The organism is Streptomyces sp. NPDC059866 (assembly GCF_042731325.1).
GTDB lineage: Bacteria > Actinomycetota > Actinomycetes > Streptomycetales > Streptomycetaceae > Streptomyces > Streptomyces flavusporus.
This window is the reverse complement of the sequence record NZ_JBHWJT010000003.1, coordinates 120,894-141,017: the sequence shown is the minus strand read 5'-3', so window position 1 is coordinate 141,017 and position 20,124 is coordinate 120,894. Positions and strand designations below refer to the sequence as shown.

Here is a 20,124-nt window from a genome sequence, read left to right as displayed (position 1 = left end):
GCAGCCCTGTGCAACCCCGTGAAACCAAAGGGATAACGTACGTCGACATGGGCACGACTGCAGTGGAGCGCCCCGCGTCCAAGGCCACAACAGAGGCCCGTCGGCGGCGGGTTGTGGGTTTGGGCACGCTTGTGGTGATCCTCGTGGTCGCGGGGGCGGTGTCGTTGGCCGTCGGTGCGCGCGCGTTGAGTCCTGCCGAGGTGTGGCACGGGTTGTTCGCGGCGCCGGACCCCGACCAGCGGCTCACCGAGATCAGGCTCATCGTGCAGACCGTGCGGGTGCCCCGGACGGTGCTCGCGATCGTGGCGGGCATCGCCCTCGGGGTCGGCGGGGCGTTGATCCAGGGGTACACGCGCAACCCGATCGCCGACACCGGCCTGCTCGGGGTGAACTCCGGTGCCTCGTTCGCCGTGGTCTCGGTGATCGCCGTGTTCGGGTTCGACAACCCGTTCCAGTACGTCTGGTTCGCCTTCCTGGGGGCGGCAGTTGCCGGTGTCGTCGTGTTCGGGCTTGCGAGCATCGGCCGGGGCGCCGGCAATCCGTTGACGCTCGCACTGGCCGGGCAAGGGGTCACGGTGTTTCTCGCGGCGATGACCACGGCGGTCGCGCTGTCGGACAAGGAGTCGCTGAACGCGCTGCGGTTCTGGAACGCGGGCTCCGTGGCCGGTGTCGGATTCGACGTCATCTGGCCGGTGACCGCGTTCATCGCGGTCGGCCTGGTGCTGGCCCTGACCACGCTGCCCGCCATCAACCTGCTCAACCTGGGCGACGACGTGGCACGGGGGCTGGGCGTGAACATCACGCTGAGCCGGACCGTCGGCATCGCCGCCATCACCCTCCTTGCGGGCGCGGCGACGGCGGCGTGCGGCCCCATCGCGTTCCTCGGACTCATGGTGGCCCACGTGGCCCGGTATCTCACCGGGCCGGACTATCGCTGGCTGGTGCCGTACGCGGGTCTGCTCGGCGCCGTCGTCCTGCTGGTCTGCGACATCGTGGGCCGCCTGGTGGTGCGGCCGGGCGAGTTGGACGCGGGTGTCCTCGTCGCTCTCCTCGGTGCCCCGTTCTTCGCGGGTCTGGTGTGGCGCGGAAAGTTCAAGAACGCATGAACGGGACAGAGTTGAAGCCATCGGTGGCGCCGGGCGTGCGGCTCGGTCATGTGTCGTTCGTCTGGCGGCCCTGGATCGTCCTCGTCACGCTGCTGCTGGCGGGGGCGAGTTTCCTGGTGTTCTGCCTGTCCATCGGCATCGGGGACTTCCCCATCAGTCTGCCCCGGGTGATCGCCACGATCACCGGCGGGGGCGAACAGGTCGACGAGTTCGTGATCATGGACCTGCGGATGCCGCGTGCCCTGGCCGGGCTCGTCGTGGGGATCGCGCTGGGCGTGTCCGGGGCGATCACCCAGTCCGTCGCGCGTAACCCGCTGGCCAGCCCGGACATCCTGGGGATCACCAGCGGCGCCAGCGCGGTCGCGGTGTTCGGGGTGACGGTGTCGGGCGGGGCCGCCGCGGCGGTCGTCGACTCCGTGGGCCTGTCCGCGGCGGCGCTCGCCGGCGGTCTGGGCACGGGGCTGCTGGTGTACTTCCTGGCGTGGCGGCGCGGGATCGACGGCTTCCGGCTCATCCTCATCGGTATCTCGGTGAGCGCCGTGATGCAGGCGATCACCACCTGGCTGCTGGTGACGGCCGACATCAGGGACGTGGCCCGGGCCCAGGCGTGGCTGGTCGGCTCGCTGGACGACCGGTCGTGGGGCGAGGTCCGGATCGCGCTCTGGTGCACACTCGTCCTCCTGATCGTCGTGGCGTGTGTCTCGTTCCAGTTCAAGCCGCTGCACTTCGGCGACGAGGTCGCCGCGGGCCTGGGCGTCCGCTACTCGACGGTGCGGGCGGTCCTGCTGCTGTGCGCGGTCCTGCTGGCCGGTGTGGCGGTGAGCGCGGCGGGCCCGGTCCCGTTCGTCGCGCTGGTGGCGCCGCAGGTGGCGATGCGTCTGGCGAGGTGCCCCACACCGCCGATGGTGGCCTCCGGCATGGTCGGAGCGCTGCTGCTGATCGGCTCGGACCTGGTCGCGCGCACGGCACTGCCGATCACTCTCCCGGTCGGCGTGGTCACCGCCGCGATCGGCGGCCCCTTCCTCGTCTATCTGCTCGTACGGGCGAACCGCAGATAGCTGATACAAAGTTAGGCAAGCCTGAATAAGGGGGCCTTGTGGTCGCTCAGTCCATCACCAAGACCGAGTCCGGGGTCGAGGACGCCGCACGGCTGGCAGCCAGGGGTGTCACGGTCGGGTACGGCGCCCGGACCGTCATCGACGAACTCGACGTGGCGATCCCGCCAGGGGTGATCACCACGGTCATCGGCCCCAACGGCTGCGGCAAGTCGACCCTGTTGCGGACCCTGTCGCGGCTGCTCAAGCCGGCCAGGGGGACGGTTGTGCTGGACGGCGACGACATCGGCAGGCTCAGGACCAGGGACGTGGCGAAGAAGCTCGGCCTGCTGCCCCAGGCACCGGTCGCGCCCGAGGGGCTGACGGTGTCCGACCTGGTCGCCAGGGGCCGCCATCCGCACCAGAGCTGGCTGCGGCAGTGGTCGTCGGACGACGCCGCCGTCGTGGAGCGCGCGCTGGCCATGACCGGGGTGTCCGACCTGGCCGACCGCCCGGTCGACTCACTGTCCGGCGGACAGCGCCAGCGCGTCTGGATCTCGATGACCCTGGCCCAGGGCACCGACCTGCTCCTGCTGGACGAGCCGACCACCTACCTGGACCTGGCGCACGCGATCGACGTGCTCGACCTGGTGGACGACCTGCACGAGTCGGGGTGCACCGTGGTCATGGTGCTGCACGACCTCAATCTGGCCACCCGCTACAGCGACAACCTCATCGTGATGAGGGAGGGGTCGATCCTGGCGCAGGGGCACCCCCGTGACGTGATCACCGCCGAGTTGCTGCACGAGGCGTTCGGACTGCGCGCCAAGGTGATCGACGACCCGGTGGGCGACCGGCCGCTGATCGTGCCGATCGGCCGTACTCACGTCCAACTCGACTGAACCACTGCAAAGTTACCTAAGTTAGGCTAGGCTAACCTCACTCGCTCACGGTACGGTTTGCCTGCCCTCAGACGGGGTGTAGTGGACAGCGCGACAGCAAGGGGATTCCGGATGCTCCTCACAAGAACGACGCGTACGAAGCCGTTGCGGCGGTTGGCGGCCGTACTGTCCGCTGCGACTCTCGGCGTCGGCCTCCTCGCGGGATGCGGTTCCGACTCGTCCGACTCGGCGGACAACGCCGGCGACAACACCTCGACCGCCGCCGGCGTATTCCCGGTCACCGTGGAGCACGCGTTCGGATCCACGAAGGTCGCCAAGGCCCCCGAGCGGGTGGTCACCGTCGGTTACACGGACGACCAGAGCGTCCTGGCATTCGGCATCAAGCCGGTCGGCATGACCGACCAGTACCCGAACCCGGCGGGCCAGAGCCCCGACATCAACACCCAGTGGCCCTGGGTGAAGGACAAGTGGGGCGACACCAAGCCCGAGGTCATCATGAAGAACGGTGACTCCGGCCCCAACTACGAGAAGATCGCCGCCCTGCGCCCGGACCTGATCATCGCGGTCTACTCCGAGGTCGACCAGGCCGCCTACGACAAGCTCTCCAAGATCGCCCCGACGGTGGGCCGTACCAAGGCCGAGAAGGAGCCCTTCAGCGCGCCCTGGCAGGACAACGCGCTCCACATCGCCAAGGCACTCGGCAAGGCCGAGGAGGGCGAGAAGATGGTCGCGGACATCCAGGGGCAACTCGACGCGGCCAAGAAGGCGCACCCCGAGTTCGCGGACCAGACCGCCGTCGCGCTGTCCTGGTACGAGGACTCGGTGGCGCCGTTCACCTCCACCGACGTGCGCGGACGGCTGGTGACGGGCATCGGCTTCACGTACCAGACCGAGATCGACAAGGTCGCGGACGGCAGCTTCTACACCAAGCTCTCTCCCGAGCGCATCGACCTGGTCGACGTCGACCGCATCTTCGTCATCAACGACAAGGCGGACACGGACGCGCTGAAGAAGTTCAAGCTGTTCGCCAACCTCGACGCGGTGAAGAACGGCAAGGTGTCGTACCTGCTGGACAGTGAGGGCCCGGCGGTCGGCGCGGCCATCTCCCAGGGCACGCTGCTCTCCATGCCGTACGCGATCGACGAACTCGTCAAGTCGGTCGAGTAGGTGTGAGCACCACCGTCACACGCGTCGCCCCGGCGACCCTGCGCACGGCGACCGGACGCGAGGCCACCCGATGGGTCGCGGCACACTGCCGCGAAGTGCCCTGGCTGACGGTCGCCACCGTGCTCACCACGGTGGCCGGGGCGGCGCTCCAGGTGCTCCCGGTGCTTCTGCTCGGCCGGGTGGTCGACGGGGTGGTCGACGGCGCATCGCAGTCGGTCCTGGTCACGATCGGGGCCCTGATGGCGGCCGCCGCGCTGCTCGGCGCGGCGGCCACCGCGGTGTCGACGTACCTGATCGGGCGGCTGGGCGCGGATCTGCTCGCGCGGCTGCGCGAAGGCGCCGTCCGGGCGGTGCTGGGGATGCCGAGCGCACGGATCGAGCAGGTCGGCCGCGGAGACGTGCTCTCCCGGGTCGGTGACGATGTGGCCGTCATCTCCAAGGGCATCCGCACGGCCGTTCCCACGGTGTTCTCGGCGGGAGTGCTGGTCGCCATCGCCACGGTCGGCATGTTCGGACTGGACTGGCGGCTCGGCCTGGCGGGCGCCGGCGCGCTGCCCGCGTACGTGCTGGCCCTGCGCTGGTATCTCCCCCGGTCCGCCCCGCTCTACCGGAAGCAGCGGCTGGCCCAGGCCGACCGTGCGCAGGCGTTGATCAGCGGTCTGGACGGGATCGACACGGTCCGGGCGTACCGCCTCGAGGAGGCCTTCCGCGAGAAGGTCACAGCTGAGTCGTGGCGGGTGCGCAACCTCGGTATCGAGGTGTTCCGGTTCTTCGGCCGGTTCGTCGGCAGGGAGAACCGCGCCGAGTTCATCGGGCTGGTCCTCATCCTCGTGGTGGGGTACGCCCTGTTGGAGGCCGATGCCGCCAGCCTGGGCGAGGTGTCGGCGGCCCCGCTGCTGTTCCACAAGCTGTTCACCCCGCTGGGCCTCATCATGTTCACCTTCGACGAGGCGCAGAAGTCGGGCGCGAGCCTGACCCGGCTGGTCGGGGTCCTGGGGGAGGACGCGGAGGACCGGCTGGTGGGCGACGCGTCCGTCGCGTCGGCGCATGCAGGGCCGTTCCCGGTGACGGTGGAGGGGCTGACGTTCAGTTACCCCGGCACCGACGAGCCGGTCCTGAAGGACGTCGACCTGACGATCCCGGCCGGTGGTTCGCTCGCCCTGGTGGGGGCGACGGGCGCGGGCAAGACGACCCTGGCCGCGCTGATCGCGGGCATCGGAACCCCGCAGACCGGATCGGTGCGCGTCGGGTCGACCGACCTCGCCGGTCTGGACGAGGCCGGGGCGCGGGCCTTGGTGAGCATCCTGACGCAGGAGACGCATGTGTTCTCCGGTCCGCTCGCCGACGACCTGCGGCTGGCCGCGCCGGAAGCGACCGACGCCGAGCTGATGGGTGCGCTGCGCACGGTCGGCGCCGACGGGTGGGTCGACGCGCTGCCCGAGGGGCTGAACACCCTGGTCGGCGAGGGCGGTGAGCGCCTGGACGTCACCAAGGTCGCCCAGATCGCCCTGGCCAGGCTGGTGTTGGGCCGTTCTCCGGTGGTGGTGCTCGACGAGTCGACGGCGGAGGCGGGCAGCGAGGGCGCCGCCGAGCTGGAGCGGGCCGTGCTGGCCGCGTGCCAGGGCCGGACCACGTTGTTCGTGGCGCACCGGCTGACCCAGGCGATGGCGGCGGACCGGATCGCCGTGCTGGACGCGGGGCGCGTCGTGGAGCAGGGAACTCACGAGGAGCTGGTGGCTCTGGGCGGCCGGTATGCGCGACTGTGGCGGGCCTGGCGAGAAGGCAGTTAGGTAACCCTGATTCAGGTGAGAGCTTACTTTCATTCCTCGGAAGGGATGCTGAGGCTTCGATGATGGAACCGAGCACTCGTCTCGTACGGCTTACTCCCGAGCGCCTGGCCGACGTACGCCGGCGAACCGGCGACTTCTCCGACCGGACCATCGCCGAAGCATGCGCCATCGGGCTGTCGTACTGGGCGACGGGCCGGAGTCCCGACGGCATCGACCTCACCCCCGGCACGCTGTTCGCCGACGTCCTCGCATGGGTCGACAACGGCGGTGCCGGGCTCGGCGGTTGGGAGGCCGGCGCGGACGGCCGGAGCATCACCGTCCCGGACGGCGTAGTGGCCGCCGAGGCGCAGCTCGCGCTGGACGACCTGGCCGACTTCCCGGACCGGCCCCTCGGTACCATCGGCCCGTCCGGTGTGGCGGCGCGGCTCGAGGCCCTGGCCGAGTGGAACGACACCCGGGCCGACCGGGTCCGCCCGACCATCGTGGAGATGTTCCGCGAGCAGGCGCGGACCAGGCCGGACGCCGTCGCCGTCGTCGACGAGCACCGGACACTGACCTACCGTCAGGCAGCTGAGCTCTCCAGTCAGTTGGCCCACCATCTGCTCGAACGCGGGCTCACCGCCGAACAGGTCGTCGGCATCTCACTGAGCCGCTCCGCCGACATGGTGATCGGGCTGCTCGCCGTGCTCCAGGCGGGGTGCGCGTTCGTGCCGCTCGATCCGCAGTGGCCCGCCGCGCGCCGGGCCGTCGTCATCGAGGACGCCCGGGTCGTGGTGCAGCTCAACGCCTCGGGCGAGCACGACTCGGCCGAACCGGAAGCCGTGGCCGTCGACCTGGGAGACTGGCGGTTCGGCTCCTACCCGACCGAGGGGACCGGGGTCACCGTCCTCGGCGACGCCCTGGCGTACGTGATCTTCACGTCCGGTTCGACCGGGCGGCCCAAGGGCGCGATGATCCGGCACGAGGCGATCAGCGAGCGTCTGCTGTGGCAGGTGGGCGAGATCCTGGGCTTCGGTCACGACGACGCGTCGCTGTTCAAGGCGCCGCTGTCCTTCGACATCTCCATCAACGAGATCTTCCTGCCGCTGGTGTCCGGTGCCCGGCTGGTGGTCCTGCGGCCCGGCGGCGAACGCGACCCGCACCACCTGCTCAGCGTGATCGCCGAACAGCGCGTCACCTTCACGTACCTGGTGTCGTCCATGCTGGACGTGCTGCTGGAGATCGCCGGCGACTCCGGACGGCTGGACAGCCTGCGGCACGTGTGGTGCGGCGGCGAGGTGCTGACCCCGGAGCTGTACGAACGGTTCCGCACCAGGCTCGACATCCCCATGTACCACGGCTACGGCCCGGCCGAGACGACGATCGGCGTCTCGCACGTCATCTACCGGGGCGCGGCGGAACGCCTGTCGACATCGATCGGCAAGGCCAACCCCAACACCCAGCTGTACGTGCTCGACGACGAGCTGCGCCCGGTCCCCGTCGGGGTCGGCGGCGAGCTGTACGTGGGCGGCTTCCTCCTGGGGCGGGGGTACGTGGGCGCGCCAGGCCTGACGGCGTCCCGCTTCGTCGCGAACCTCTTCGCGAACGACGGTTCCCGGCTGTACCGGACCGGTGACCTCGCCCGGTTCAACCCGGACGGGTCGCTGGACTTCCTCGGCCGGGCCGACAACCAGATCAAGATCCGCGGTATGCGGCTGGAGATCGAGGACGTCGAGGTCGGTCTCGCGGAGCACCCCGGAGTACGCCACACCTGCGTCGTCGCGAAGAAGAACGCGGCCGGCGGCACCTACCTCGTGGGATACGTGATCCCGGCCGCAGGCAGCGAGGACCTGCGGGCGGACGAGGTCAGGACGTGGGCCGTCGAGCACATGGTCGAGTACATGGTGCCCGCCCACATCGTCGTGATGACGGAGTTCCCGCTCACCGCGAACGGCAAGCTCGACCGGAACGCGCTGCCCGAGCCTGCCGTCGGGACGGGCTCGCTCGTCCGGCCCACCACCGAGAACGAGCGCGCGGTGTGCGCGGCGGTCGCGTCCGTGCTGCGGCTCGAAGAGGTCGGCGTCGACCAGGACTTCTTCCAGCTCGGCGGAGACAGCATTCTGGCGATCTCGCTGCTGAGCGCGCTGCGCGACACCGGTCTCTACGTCACGGCACGGCAGATCTTCGCCCACAGCACCGTGGGGGCGCTGGCGGCGGTGGCGAGCCGTGAGGACGTCTCCACGGTGGACCACGGCGATGTCGCGACCGGTTCCGTCGTGGGCTCGCCCATCGTGCAGTGGCTCGGCGAGACCACGGACGCGATCGACGGCTTCGTGCAGTCGGTGGTGCTGAACACCCCGGCGGACCTGACCGCCGACGCGCTCGACGCGATCCTCGCCGCCGTGGTCCGGCGGCACGACATGCTGCGCGCCACGCTGGTGCGCGGTGACCGCTGGAGCTTCGACATACCGGAGGCGGACCAGGCCGTCGCGGGGTGGCAGGAGAGCGACGGCCCGGTCGAGGAGTGCGTCGCGCTCGCCACCGAAGGGCTGGACCCGGCGGGCGGCGTGATGCTGCGGGCGGTCTGGCGCCGCGAGGCACGGCAGCTGGTCCTGGTCGCCCATCACGTGGTGATCGACGGCGTGTCCTGGCGGGTCCTGATGGAGGACCTGGCCACGGCATGGCGGCAGTTCGCCTCGGGCACGCCGATCGAGCTGCCCCCGGTGGGCACGTCGTTCCGGCGCTGGACGCAGCTGCTGGAACGTGCGGCGTTCGACGCGGACAGCGCCTACTACTGGCGTCCCCTGCCGGGAGCGGACGGGCCGGTGAGCAGGCGCGCGCTGTCCGAAGCCGACACCGTCGCGCGGGAGCGGCTCCGGACCGTCTCGGTCGGTCCCGAGGTCACGGCCGCGCTGCTGGGCGAGATCCCCGCGAAGTTCCACGCGGGCGTCAACGACGTCCTGCTCACCGCCCTCGCCGTCACCCTCGCCCGCCGGCGCCGCGACCTCGGGCAGGACCAGACGTTCGCGCACATCGAACTCGAGGGCCACGGCCGCGAAGGACAGTTCGTGGCGGGCACCGCCGGCTTCGAGCCGGAACTGTCGCGGACCGTGGGCTGGTTCACCACCCTGTTCCCGGTGACCGTGGACCCCGGCGCGGCGGCCGACTTCACGGCGCCCGAGTACCTGGCCGCCGCGCTCAAGGCGGTCAAGGAGGACCTCGCCCGGGTCCCGGACAACGGCGTCTCCTACGGTGCCCTGCGGTACCTGACCCACACCGAGTTCGACGCGCCCGCACCGCAGGTGCTGTTCAACTACCTCGGCCGCTTCGATGCGGGCGCCTCCGGGGACTGGCAACTTGCGAGCACCACAGGCCAGTTGGGCGAGAAGCGCGACCCGAGGATGCGTCTGCCGCGTCCCCTGGAGTTCAACGCGATCGCCGAACCCGCGGCGAGTGGCGAGTACGAACTGGTCACCACCATCTCCTGGCCCGACGGGATGTTCACCGACGACGACATCGCGACCCTCGGCGAGTACTTCCGGGTGGCTCTGGCCGGGCTTGCCGCGCTCGACCAGGGCGGCCACTCTCCCAGCGACTTCGGCCCGGTGCCGCTCACTCAGGCCGACGTCGACGCCCTGGACGGCCCCCGGCTTCGGGACATCCTGCCGCTGACCCCGCTGCAGGAGGGCCTGTACTTCCACTCGGTCTTCGACGACGACTCGGCGGGCGCCTACGTCGAGCAGCAACTGCTGACGCTGGACGGAGAGGTGGACCCCGACCGGCTCGCCGCGGCGGCCACCCGGTTGCTCACGCTGTATCCGAACCTGGCCGCGCGGTTCGTGGCCCTCGCCGACGGCCGTGTGGTCTCCGTGCTGGAGAGCGGTGTGGAGGCGCCGTTCACCACGCTGGACCGCCCCGGCATCACCGACGACGAGATACGCGAGTACGCCGAGCGGGACCGCCGCGCCGGGTTCGACCTGGCCACCGGCCCGCTGATGCGGTACACGCTCCTTCGCGCAGGCTCCGGCCGGAACGTCCTGGTGCAGACCGTGCACCACATCATCGCCGACGGCTGGTCGGTGCCGCCGATGCTCCGCGCGCTGCTGGCCGAGTACCACGCGCCGGGGAGCGTCCACCCCGTCGGCGGCTTCCCCGACTACGTGCGCCGGCTGGCCGGCCGCGACGAGGACGAGAGCGACCGGGTGTGGCGCGAGCAACTCGCCGACCTGCCGGGCCCTTCGCTGGTCGCCGAGGGACACACCCCGTCCGACCGGTTCGCCGACACCGCCGTGGAGCCGGCGGACGACATCGACGCGGCCGCCCGCTCGGCCGGCGTGCCGCTGAGCGTGGCCGTGCACAGCGCCTGGGCGGTGACGCTGGGCGGCATCCTGCACAGCAGGGACGTGGTGTTCGGCTCCACGGTGTCCGGGCGCGACGCGGAGGTGCCCGGTATCGAGGACATGGTGGGTCTGTTCATCAACACGATCCCCGTACGCGCTCGTTGGACCGGTACGACCACTTCCGGTGACCTGCTTGCCTCGGTACGGGAGCACCAGAGCGCGGTACTGCCGCACCAGCATGTCTCGCTGGCGAGGATCGGCCGCCAGGCCGGCGCCGGCGGCCCGCTGTTCGACACCCTGGTGGTGTTTGACGTCGCGACCGATGTGGACGGTCTGCGGGAGGCCGGCGATGAGCTGGTCATCACCGACATCGTGAACGAGGGCGCTCCACACTACCCGTTGACGCTGGTGGTGGAGCGGGCGGTCGACGGTCGTCCGCGCTTCAACCTGATCTACGACGGTGAGCTGTTGGGGGAGGCGAGCGTCCGGGAGATCCTGCGTACGTTCACCTCGGCCCTCACCGGCCTGCTCACCCGGCCGGACGCCCGGGTCGACGACCTGGGGCCCGGGAACGCCGGGCGACCCGCGCGGATCGCCCCGACGACCTTGGGCGGACTGTTCGACGCCGCCGCGCACCGCGACCCGGCCGCCACCGCCGTCACACAGTGCGGTCTCGACGGCGGGACCCGGTCACTGACCTACGGCGAACTGGCGGACGCGAAGAAGGAGTTGGCCTCTACCCTGCGCGCGGCCGGTGTCGGGCCCGGCAAGCGGGTCGCCGTCGCCGTCCCGCGCTCCGTCGAGCAGGTGGTCGCCCTGGTCGCGATCGTCAGCGCGGGCGGCGCGTACGTGCCGCTGGATCTGGCCTACCCGGACGAACGGCTGGAGTACATCCTCGCCGACGCCGCTCCGCAGGTCGTTCTCGTGGAGCGTGAGCAGCGGGACCGCTTCACGGAACTGCTGGCCCGGGCGGGCGTGCCGGCCCGCGTGCTCGTGCAGGGGGACGAACTGCCGGTGGGGGACACCACCGAGCCCGAGGCCGGCTGGCACGACCCCGCGTACGTGATCTACACGTCCGGATCGACCGGCCGGCCCAAGGGTGTCGTCGTCCCGCACTCCAGCGTGGTGACGCTGCTCGCGAACACCCGGCCCGACATGGACTTCGGCCCGCACGACGTGTGGGTCCAGTTCCACTCCTTCTCCTTCGACTTCGCGGTCTGGGAGCTGTGGGGCGCGCTGGCGTACGGCGGTGAGCTGCTGGTGCCGGAGTACGGGCTGACCCGTTCCCCGGTCGACTTCCACCGGCTGGTCCGCGAGCGCTCAGTGACCGTGCTCAACCAGACCCCGTCGGCGTTCTACCAGTTCATCGAGGCGGACCGGCATGCCGGTGAGCCGCTGCCCGCACTGCGCCGGATCATCTTCGGCGGCGAGGCGCTGGACCTGGGGCGGCTGCGCGGCTGGGTCGAGCGGCATGGCACCGGTTCGCCCGAGCTGGTCAACATGTACGGCATCACCGAGACCACCGTCCATGTCACCCACCGGGTGCTGACCGACGAGGACTTCGCCTCCGGCGACGACGTCAGCCCGATCGGCGGTCCGATACCCGGCCTGGTCACCTACCTGCTCGACGACCGGCTCCGGCCGGTGCCGTCGGGCCGGGTGGGCGCCATCTACGTCGCCGGTGACCAGGTGTCGCTCGGCTACCTGGGCAGGCCCGGGCTCACCGCGGGACGGTTCGTGGCGAACCCGTTCGCGGGCGACGGCTCCCGCATGTACCACACGGGCGACCTCGCCCGCCGCACGCTCGACGGCGAGCTGGAGTTCGTCGGCCGCGCCGACGACCAGGTGCAGCTCAAGGGATTCCGGATCGAGCTCGGCGAGGTGGAGTCCGCGATCAGGGAACTCGACGGCGTGGTCGATGCGGCCGTCACCGTGGCCGACAGCGGCGACCACCTGGTCGCGCACGTCGTGGGCCGGGTGCCCCGTGACGTCACCGAGCAGCTGTCCACGAAGCTGCCCGTGCACATGGTGCCGGGCCGGGTGCTGCCGGTCGACGCGCTGCCGCTGACGGTCAACGGCAAGCTGGACCGGAAGGCCCTGATCGCACGGGCAGCACAGGACGACGCCCCGGTGGCCGTGAGTGACTCCGCGCTCGCCGCCCTGGTCGACATCTTCGCCGACACCCTGCCCGGCTCCGCCGTGGACGGTGACACCGACTTCTTCAGGGCCGGCGGCGACAGCATCCTTGCCATCACCGTGATCAACCGGGCCAGGACGCTCGGCCTGCCGATCGCGCCCCGGGACGTGTTCCTGCTCAGGACGCCGCGCGCGCTCGCCGAGCACGTCGGGACGAGTACCCCGCAGTCAGCGACGCCCGCACCCGTCCGCCGCGAGGACGGCCCGCTGATACCGACGCCGATCATCCTGCGCCAGCGCGAGCTGGGCGGATCGCTCGCCCGGTTCGCCCAGGCCAGGACGCTGGTGGCACCCGAGGGCACCGGGCTCGCCGACGCCGAGCGCGCCGCGAACGCCGTCGTGGCCGCACACCCGGCCCTCCGGCTGCGGCTGCGCGTCGAGCACGGGGTGTGGGCACTGCGCACCGAACCCGCCCGCGAGGTCACCGTCGTACGACCGGACACGACCGATGCCACCACGGCGGCGAACGAAGCCGCCGGACGGCTCGACCCCGAGTCCGGGGACGTCATCGCGTTCTCGTGGCTGGAGGCGAGCCGGACCCTGGTCGTCACCGTGCACCACCTCGCCGTCGACTCGGTGTCCTGGCTGATCCTGCTGGACGACCTGGCCACTGCCCTGCGCGGAGAGACCCTGGCGCCGCCGACCACGTCGTACGCCGAGTACGCCGAAGCACTGACGCTCCGGTCCGCCCAGGCCGTCGACGACCTCGGGCACTGGGTCACCACGCTCCAGGCACCCGCGCTGCTGCCCACGGTCGAGCGGCTGCGGGAGACCACGGTCGTGCTCGCGCCCGAAGTGAGCCACCGCGTGACACGTACCGCGCCCGCCGCACTCGGCGTCGGTCTCACCGAGTTGCTGTGCGGCGCGCTGCGCACCGCGCTGACCCACGTCCAGCCGTCGCCCACCGATCTCGCGATCGAGCTGGAGCGGCACGGCCGGGTCCCGGCTCTCGAACACCACGACTACACCCGCACGGTCGGCTGGTTCACCTCCATCGCGCCCGTACGGCTCACCGCGCACACCGACCCCGTCGCCGCGGCGCGCGAGGTCACCGAACGCCAGCCGGACGAGCGCGCGCACGTCGCCTACGGCCGGCTCAGGTACCTCAACCCACAGACGGCCCCCCTGCTGAACGCCCGCCCGCAGGTGCTGTTCAACTACCTCGGCCGGGGCAGCGAGTCCCAGGCCCTGCACATCACCGGCGGCGACCAGGGCAGCCCGTACGCCGTCGAGGTCAACGCGTGGCTCGACGAGGCCACCGGCAGCCTGCACGCGGCCTTCACCCTCGCCGAGGGCATCCCCGACGAGCTCACCGAGCACTGGCGGAGCGCACTGGAACGCATCGCGGACGCCTCCGCGACAGCCGAGCGCACCGCACCGGTCACCCCGCTCCAGCGCGGCCTGTACTTCCAGGCCCAGATGGCCGGCACGGCCGGACACTACGTCGCGCAGAGCTGGTTCACCTTCGACCGGCGCCTGGACACCGACGCGCTGGCCGAGGCGATGGCGTACGTGATCGCGCGGCACCCGGTCGTGGGCGCCGGCTTCACGACCGACGACGACGGAAATCCGGTCCAGGTCCTCAGTGCGGGGCGGCAAGTCGCCGTCCGTACGGTCGAGTTGGCGACGGACGCGGAAGTCGAAGCCCTGCGCGTCCGGGACCGCGACACGGGATTCGACCCCGGTGAGCCGCCGCTGATCCGGCTGACCGTGGTGCGGCTGCCCGACGACCGCGACGGTCTGCTGCTGAGCTACCACCTGCTGCTGTGGGACGGCTGGTCCCGCGAGATCGTGCTGCGGGACCTGTTCGACGCCTATCAGGCCGTCGTAGCGGGCGAGCCGTGGGACACGACCCCGGCCACGCCGGGCTTCGAGGACCACGCCCGGGCGCTCGACGCCAAGGACCCCGCCGTATCGGAACGCTTCTGGGCGGATCACCTGGCCGGCCTCCCGGGCCCGACCCTGCTCGCCGGACCGGCGCCGACCCTCTCGGACGACCTGCCGCGCGCGCTCGTGCACACGCTGTCCGCCGAACAGTCGGACCTGCTGCGGGAAGCGGCCAGGGCGCACGGCGTCACGCTGAACTCGGTGCTGACCGGCGCGTTCGGCCTCCTCCTCGGCGCCCGCACGGGCCGCAGTGACGCCGTGTTCGGCGTGACCGTCTCCGGCCGGGAGGGCGAAGGCCTGGACGGCATCGTCGGTGTGCTGCTCAACACCGTGCCGATGTGGACGCGGGCCCGGCCGGACGACACGGTCCGCGCGTACCTGTCGGCCGTGCAGGCGGCCAGGGTCGAGGCGATGGAGCACGAGCACCTCGGCCTCGGCGAGATCCAGCGGGCCAGTGGGCACGACACCCTGTTCGACAACCTGTTCGTGCTCCAGAACTTCCTGGACATGGACGCGTTCGCCGAGATGAACGCCCGGCACGGCATCACCTCGGTGAAGGCCGATGACTCCACGCACTACCCGTTCACGTGGGTCGTCACGCCCGGCGACCGGCTCACGGTCAAGCTGGAGTACCGCGACGAGGACACCGGGAACGCCCGTCGTCTCCTCGACGACTATCTGCGCGTCCTCGAGGACCTGGCCCGGTCGACCGGGCCGGTCGGCGCGCTGCCGGGTCTGGGGCCGGAGCCCGAACCCGCCGAACGCACGGACGTCGGCACGGACACCGTCGTCGACCGGTTCGACCAGGCGGCGGACCGCGATCCGGAGCGGGTGGCGCTCGTCGCGCACGGCTCGACCATGACCTTCGCCCAACTCCGGGACCGCAGCCGGGCGCTGGCGGGTGTGCTCGCCGGGCGCGGTATCGGCCCCGAGACGACCGTGGGTCTCGCGATCCCGCGCTCCCTCGACTCGATCGTGGCGCTGTTCGCCGTGCTGCGCGTCGGCGCCGCGTACGTACCGCTGGAGCTGGACCACCCGGACGAGCGGATCGCCGCGATCGTCGCGGACGCCCGCCCGGACGTGATCCTCACGGTGAGCGCCGTGTCACCCCGGTTGACGGGTGAACTCATCGAACTGGACCGTCCCCTCCCCGAGGCCGAGCCGTTCGTGACATTCGCGCCGGACGACCCGGGCCGCCTGCGGCACCCCGCGTACACGATCTACACCTCCGGATCGACCGGGAAGCCCAAGGGCGTGGTGACCGAGTACGCCGGGCTCACCAACATGCTGATCAACCACCAGCGCCGGATCTTCGAGCCGGTGCTGGCGGAGCACGGCCACCGGGTCTTCCGGATCGCGCACACCGTGTCGTTCGCGTTCGACATGTCGTGGGAGGAGCTGCTGTGGCTCGCCGACGGGCACGAAGTGCACATCTGCGACGAGGAGTTGCGCCGTGACGCGCCCCGGCTGGTCGAGTACTGCCTCGAGCACGGCATCGACGTCATCAACGTGACCCCGACCTACGCGCAGCAGCTGGTGGCCGAGGGCCTGCTCGACAACCCCGCACGACGGCCGGCGCTGGTGCTGCTGGGCGGCGAGGCCGTCACCCCGACGCTGTGGCAGCGGCTCGCGGAGACCGAGGGGACGGTCGGTTACAACCTGTACGGACCCACCGAGTACACCATCAACACCCTCGGCGTCGGCACCTTCGAGTGCCAGGACCCGGTGGTGGGAGTCGCGATCGACAACACCGACGTGTACGTGCTGGACCCATGGCTGCGGCCCCTGCCGGACGGCGTTCCCGGCGAGCTGTACGTGTCCGGCATCGGCATCGCGCGCGGCTATCTCGGACAGCCCGCCCAGACCGCGCACCGCTTCGTCGCCTGCCCGTTCGGCGAACCTGGCGAGCGCATGTACCGCACCGGGGACCTGGTGGTCCGGCGGCCCGACGGGAACCTGATGTACCTGGGCCGCACCGACCAGCAGGTCAAGATCCGGGGGCACCGGGTCGAACTGGGCGAGGTCGAGGCCGTGTTCGCGGCGCACCCGGCGGTGCGGTTCGTCGCCGCGGTCGCCCAGCCCGACCCGCAGGTCGACGGCGCGTACCGGCTGGCCGCCTATCTCGTCCTCGACGGCTCCGACCTGGCGGCGGTCGCCGCCGAGGTGGGCGCCGGGCTGCCGGACTTCCTGCGGCCGACGCACTACGCCCAGGTCGACAGCATCCCGCTGACGGTGAACGGGAAGGCTGACACCAAGGCGCTGCCGGAGGCCAAGCCGCTCGGCGCGCTGACCACGGCGGGGGAGCGCGGCCCGGAAACCGAGACCGAGACCACGGTCTGCGAGTTCTTCGCCGAGGCACTGGACCTGGACGACGACGAGGTGAGCGCGGTGAGCGACTTCGTGTCCCTCGGAGGGCACTCCATGCTGGCGGTGCGGCTGACCGGGCTGCTCCGCCGGGAGTACGGTCCTGTGATCACGATCCGCGATCTGTTCACCCTGCGCACCCCGGAAGCGATTGCCCGCCACCTCGATGACCACTCCTGACACGCAGCGGCCCCGCCCGGGGTCCGACATCCTCCGCACCGCACTGCGCCGCAACATCGGCGCCATGGCCTGGGGCACCCTCCTCATGGGCCTGTACCAGGCGGGGGAGACCGCCTTTCCCATCGCGCTCGGCCTGATCGTCGAGCACACGATGCGGGACCGGAGCCTCGGCGCGCTCGGCCTGTCGATCGGCGCGCTGGCCGTGATCATCACGACGGTGTCGCTGTCGTGGCGGTTCGGGATGCGCATCCTGCAGAAGGCCAACACGACCGAGGCGCACCGCTGGCGGGTGAAGGTCGCGGCCTGCGGACTCCAGCCGGTGGCCAGGGACGTCGACCTCAAGTCCGGCGAGGTGCTGACCATCGCCACCGAGGACGCCGACCAGACCGCCGACATCATCGAGGTGGTGCCGCTGCTGATCAGCTCGCTGGTCGCGGTGCTGGTCGCGGCGGTCGCGCTGGGCCTGGCGGACATCCGGCTCGGTCTGCTGGTGATCGTGGGAACCGTCGCGATCCTGTCGATCCTGAGCGTGCTGTCCAAGCGGATCGGCTCCAGTACCCAGGAACAGCAGGCCCGGGTGGCGCGGGCGGGCGCGAAGGTCGCCGACCTGATCACCGGCCTGCGCCCGCTGCACGGCTTCGGCGGCAACCACGCGGCGTTCCGGTCCTACCGGAAGGTCAGTACGGAGGCGAAGCTCCAGGCGATCACCGTCGCCAAGGTGAACGGCGCGTACGCGGGCACCGCGCTGGCCCTCAACGCGGTCCTCGCCGCCGCCGTGACCCTGACGGCCGGCTGGCTGGCGTTCAACGGCCGGATCAACATCGGGGAACTCGTCATGGCCGTAGGGCTGGCGCAGTTCATCATGGAACCGCTCAAGCTGTTCTCCGAGATGCCCAAGTACGTGATGATCGCGCGCGCTTCCGCCGAGCGGATGGCGCTGGTGCTGACCGCACCGCCGGTCACGACCCCGGGGCCTCGGCGCCCGGCCACGGGCGGAGACCTCGAGATCGACTGCGTCCGCCACGGGACCCTGCGGAATCTGAAGTTCCAGGTGGCCGCCGGTGAGTTCGTGGCGATCGCCCCCTACCAGCCGCGCGCGGCGGCCGACCTCGCGTTCGTCCTGGCCGTGAACGTCCCGCCCGACGCGTACGAGGGAGTGGTGCGGGTCAGCGGCCAGGAGCTCGCGGACCTGTCGATCGAGGCGGTCCGCGCACACATGCTGGTGAACCCGTACGACGGGGAGATCTTCGCGGGCACCCTCCGTACGAACATCGACCCCTCGGGCACCAGCCGGACGGTCCCCGAGGCCGTCGAGGCGTCCATGCTGACCGACGTCGTCGCCCTGCACCGCGAAGGGCTGGACTACGCCGTCCGCGACCGCGGCGCGAACCTCTCCGGGGGACAGCGCCAACGGCTGTCCCTCGCCCGCGCCTTGGCCGCCGACACCGACGTCCTCGTCCTGCACGATCCGACGACAGCCGTCGACGCGGTCACCGAACAGCTCATCGCGCGCAACGTCGCAAAGCTGCGCCGGGGCCGCACCACCATCGTGATCACCAGCAGCCCGGCCCTCCTGGACGCCGCGGACCGGGTCCTCGTCCTGGACGACGGCGTCATCACGGCCGAGGACACCCATCGCAACCTGCTGGCCACCGACGAGGAGTACTGCTCGGCGGTGGCGCGGTGACGCGCCCCGAAAGGGGCGCGGGGCTGTGTCGTTTTGCGGCTCCGCCGCGGGGCGCGACCAGCCCCCACCGGCCCGCAGTTACTCCCGGCCCTCCCAGCGGAGCGCCCAGGCGACATCCCTGAGCAGTGCGTGCCGCCAGCCCGCTCGGTCATGCTCCGCTGCCGACCGCGAAACCCGCACAGCCGCCCCGGCCTGTTCGGCCAGGCTCTCCACCAGCTCGCAGTGCGGCAGCATCCGCGTCTCGTGTTCCCCCACGTCGAACGCGACCCGCAGCCCGGACAGGTCGGGGCGCTCCCGCAGCCGCGCGGCGATGGCGCCGCCGGCCGGGCCGCCCAAGGGGTCCGCCAGGTCCACGGAATCAGGTGTCCACCAGAACGACCCCGACTGGCAGGCGACGCGAGACACCAACTCCGGGTACTCCAGCGCCGCGTACATCGCGCTCAGCCCGCCGAGGCTCTGCCCGGCGACCACCAGCCGGTCCGGGTCGGCGGGTACGCCGCTCTCCGCCACCAGCGGCAGCAGTTCGTCCCGGACCGCCTCCCACAGCTCGGGCCTGCACGCGAACTCGGCCGCCCGGTCCTTGGCCGGAAGGAAGACCAGGGTGACCGGGGGCATCTCGCCACTGGCGACGGCCGAGTCGAACGCGGTCATGGCCGGGTGCAGGTACAGCCAGTCGTCCCCGTCGAGCAGCAGGACCACCGGTCCGCCGCCGCCCGCCGGGTGGACGCGCACCGTACGCCGCCCGCCGAGCCGTTCGCTGCTCCAGCGGAGCCGGGTACGCGGCAGGGGGAGGACGTCGGCCGCGCCGACGACGGGCCAGTGCGGCTGGGCCGGGGCGTCCGGGGTCGCGGCGATGGACCGGTCACCGCCCGCACCGACCGGGTTGAACGGGTCGGCGTACGCCTCGTCGCCCACGAGGAACTGGTAGGTCACCCGCAGTCGCGCAGGCATGCGCACCTCGGCGTACCAGCAGTCCGTGTCGCCCCATCGGCGCAGGGGGACCGGCTCCGACCAGCTCTCGAAGCCGATGCTCGCCGCTTCGGACCCGCGCCGCAGGAACAGGGTCACCCAACCGTCGCCGTCGGGTATCGACGCCGGTGTCCTCGCAGTCGCCCAGAACTCGTCGGTGCCGGGTGCGCCGGACAGTCCGAACGCGACGAAGGCGTCTTCCCCCACCAACTTCATGAACGTCTCCTTGTGGAGCGGAAACCGAGAAGGCTAAGCTCGTTTTTGATTAGGCGAGCCTAACCTAATTCTCCAGGAGGCCACCGCACATGAGCACCAACCCCTTCGACGACGCCGACGGCCGTTTCCTCGTCCTCGTGAACGACGAGGGCCAGCACTCGCTCTGGCCGTCCTTCGCGGACGTGCCCGGGGGGTGGACGATCGCCTTCGAGGAGAACACCCGGGACGCCTGCCTGGAGTTCGTCGAGGCCAACTGGACGGACCTGCGCCCCCGTTCGCTCGCCGAGTCCATGGACGCCTGACGCCC

The 20,124-nt window shown here is 71.2% G+C and carries 9 protein-coding genes; 8 read left to right on the top strand and 1 reads right to left on the bottom strand.

The window, feature by feature from the left end:
- Positions 1 to 47: 47 nt before the first annotated feature.
- The 7 genes from ACFV7R_RS05065 to ACFV7R_RS05035 all read left to right on the top strand — a co-directional run bounded on the left by ACFV7R_RS05065 (position 48) and on the right by ACFV7R_RS05035 (position 18,632).
- Positions 48 to 1,106, top strand: coding sequence for a FecCD family ABC transporter permease (locus tag ACFV7R_RS05065; protein WP_385260014.1), 1,059 nt, complete (start codon positions 48 to 50; stop codon positions 1,104 to 1,106).
- A complete protein-coding gene (locus ACFV7R_RS05060) occupies positions 1,103 to 2,164 on the top strand; it encodes a FecCD family ABC transporter permease (RefSeq protein WP_385260013.1) in 1,062 nt (353 codons plus the stop codon). The genes ACFV7R_RS05065 and ACFV7R_RS05060 overlap by 4 nt, the downstream gene beginning before the upstream one ends.
- A 38-nt stretch (positions 2,165 to 2,202) precedes the next feature.
- Positions 2,203 to 3,042: an ABC transporter ATP-binding protein gene (locus ACFV7R_RS05055; RefSeq protein WP_385260011.1), complete on the top strand. Its 840-nt coding sequence runs from the start codon at positions 2,203 to 2,205 to the stop codon at positions 3,040 to 3,042.
- Positions 3,043 to 3,153: 111 nt separating this feature from the next.
- Positions 3,154 to 4,209: an iron-siderophore ABC transporter substrate-binding protein gene (locus ACFV7R_RS05050; RefSeq protein WP_385260009.1), complete on the top strand. Its 1,056-nt coding sequence runs from the start codon at positions 3,154 to 3,156 to the stop codon at positions 4,207 to 4,209.
- Positions 4,210 to 4,211: 2 nt separating this feature from the next.
- Entirely contained in the window at positions 4,212 to 5,999 is a 1,788-nt protein-coding gene (locus ACFV7R_RS05045; protein WP_385260007.1) for an ABC transporter ATP-binding protein, read from the top strand.
- A gap of 59 nt (positions 6,000 to 6,058) precedes the next feature.
- Entirely contained in the window at positions 6,059 to 16,945 is a 10,887-nt protein-coding gene (locus ACFV7R_RS05040; protein ID WP_385260005.1) for an amino acid adenylation domain-containing protein, read from the top strand.
- Complete coding sequence (locus ACFV7R_RS05035; RefSeq protein WP_385260003.1) at positions 16,932 to 18,632, top strand: ABC transporter ATP-binding protein; 1,701 nt, start codon at positions 16,932 to 16,934, stop codon at positions 18,630 to 18,632. The genes ACFV7R_RS05040 and ACFV7R_RS05035 overlap by 14 nt, the downstream gene beginning before the upstream one ends.
- Positions 18,633 to 18,710: 78 nt before the next feature.
- Here ACFV7R_RS05035 and ACFV7R_RS05030 read toward each other — a convergent pair whose 3' ends face one another.
- A complete protein-coding gene (locus ACFV7R_RS05030) occupies positions 18,711 to 19,817 on the bottom strand; it encodes an alpha/beta hydrolase-fold protein (protein WP_385260000.1) in 1,107 nt (368 codons plus the stop codon).
- An 89-nt stretch (positions 19,818 to 19,906) separates the two neighbouring features.
- Between ACFV7R_RS05030 and ACFV7R_RS05025 the strand changes: the two genes are divergently transcribed.
- The gene (locus tag ACFV7R_RS05025; RefSeq protein ID WP_129801476.1) at positions 19,907 to 20,119 is read left to right on the top strand and encodes an MbtH family protein; all 213 of its coding nucleotides are present in this window, start codon (positions 19,907 to 19,909) and stop codon (positions 20,117 to 20,119) included.
- The last annotated feature ends 5 nt before the right edge of the window (positions 20,120 to 20,124 follow it).

What these genes read in the sequence shown, in the direction of transcription:
- ACFV7R_RS05035 (WP_385260003.1), top strand. Translation starts at nt 16,932, where the DNA reads ATGACCACTCCTGACACGCAGCGGCCCCGCCCGGGGTCCGACATCCTC.
- ACFV7R_RS05040 (WP_385260005.1), top strand. Translation starts at nt 6,059, where the DNA reads ATGATGGAACCGAGCACTCGTCTCGTACGGCTTACTCCCGAGCGCCTG.
- ACFV7R_RS05025 (WP_129801476.1), top strand. Translation starts at nt 19,907, where the DNA reads ATGAGCACCAACCCCTTCGACGACGCCGACGGCCGTTTCCTCGTCCTC.
- ACFV7R_RS05065 (WP_385260014.1), top strand. Translation starts at nt 48, where the DNA reads ATGGGCACGACTGCAGTGGAGCGCCCCGCGTCCAAGGCCACAACAGAG.
- ACFV7R_RS05050 (WP_385260009.1), top strand. Translation starts at nt 3,154, where the DNA reads ATGCTCCTCACAAGAACGACGCGTACGAAGCCGTTGCGGCGGTTGGCG.
- ACFV7R_RS05030 (WP_385260000.1), bottom strand. Translation starts at nt 19,817, where the DNA reads ATGAAGTTGGTGGGGGAAGACGCCTTCGTCGCGTTCGGACTGTCCGGC.
- ACFV7R_RS05060 (WP_385260013.1), top strand. Translation starts at nt 1,103, where the DNA reads ATGAACGGGACAGAGTTGAAGCCATCGGTGGCGCCGGGCGTGCGGCTC.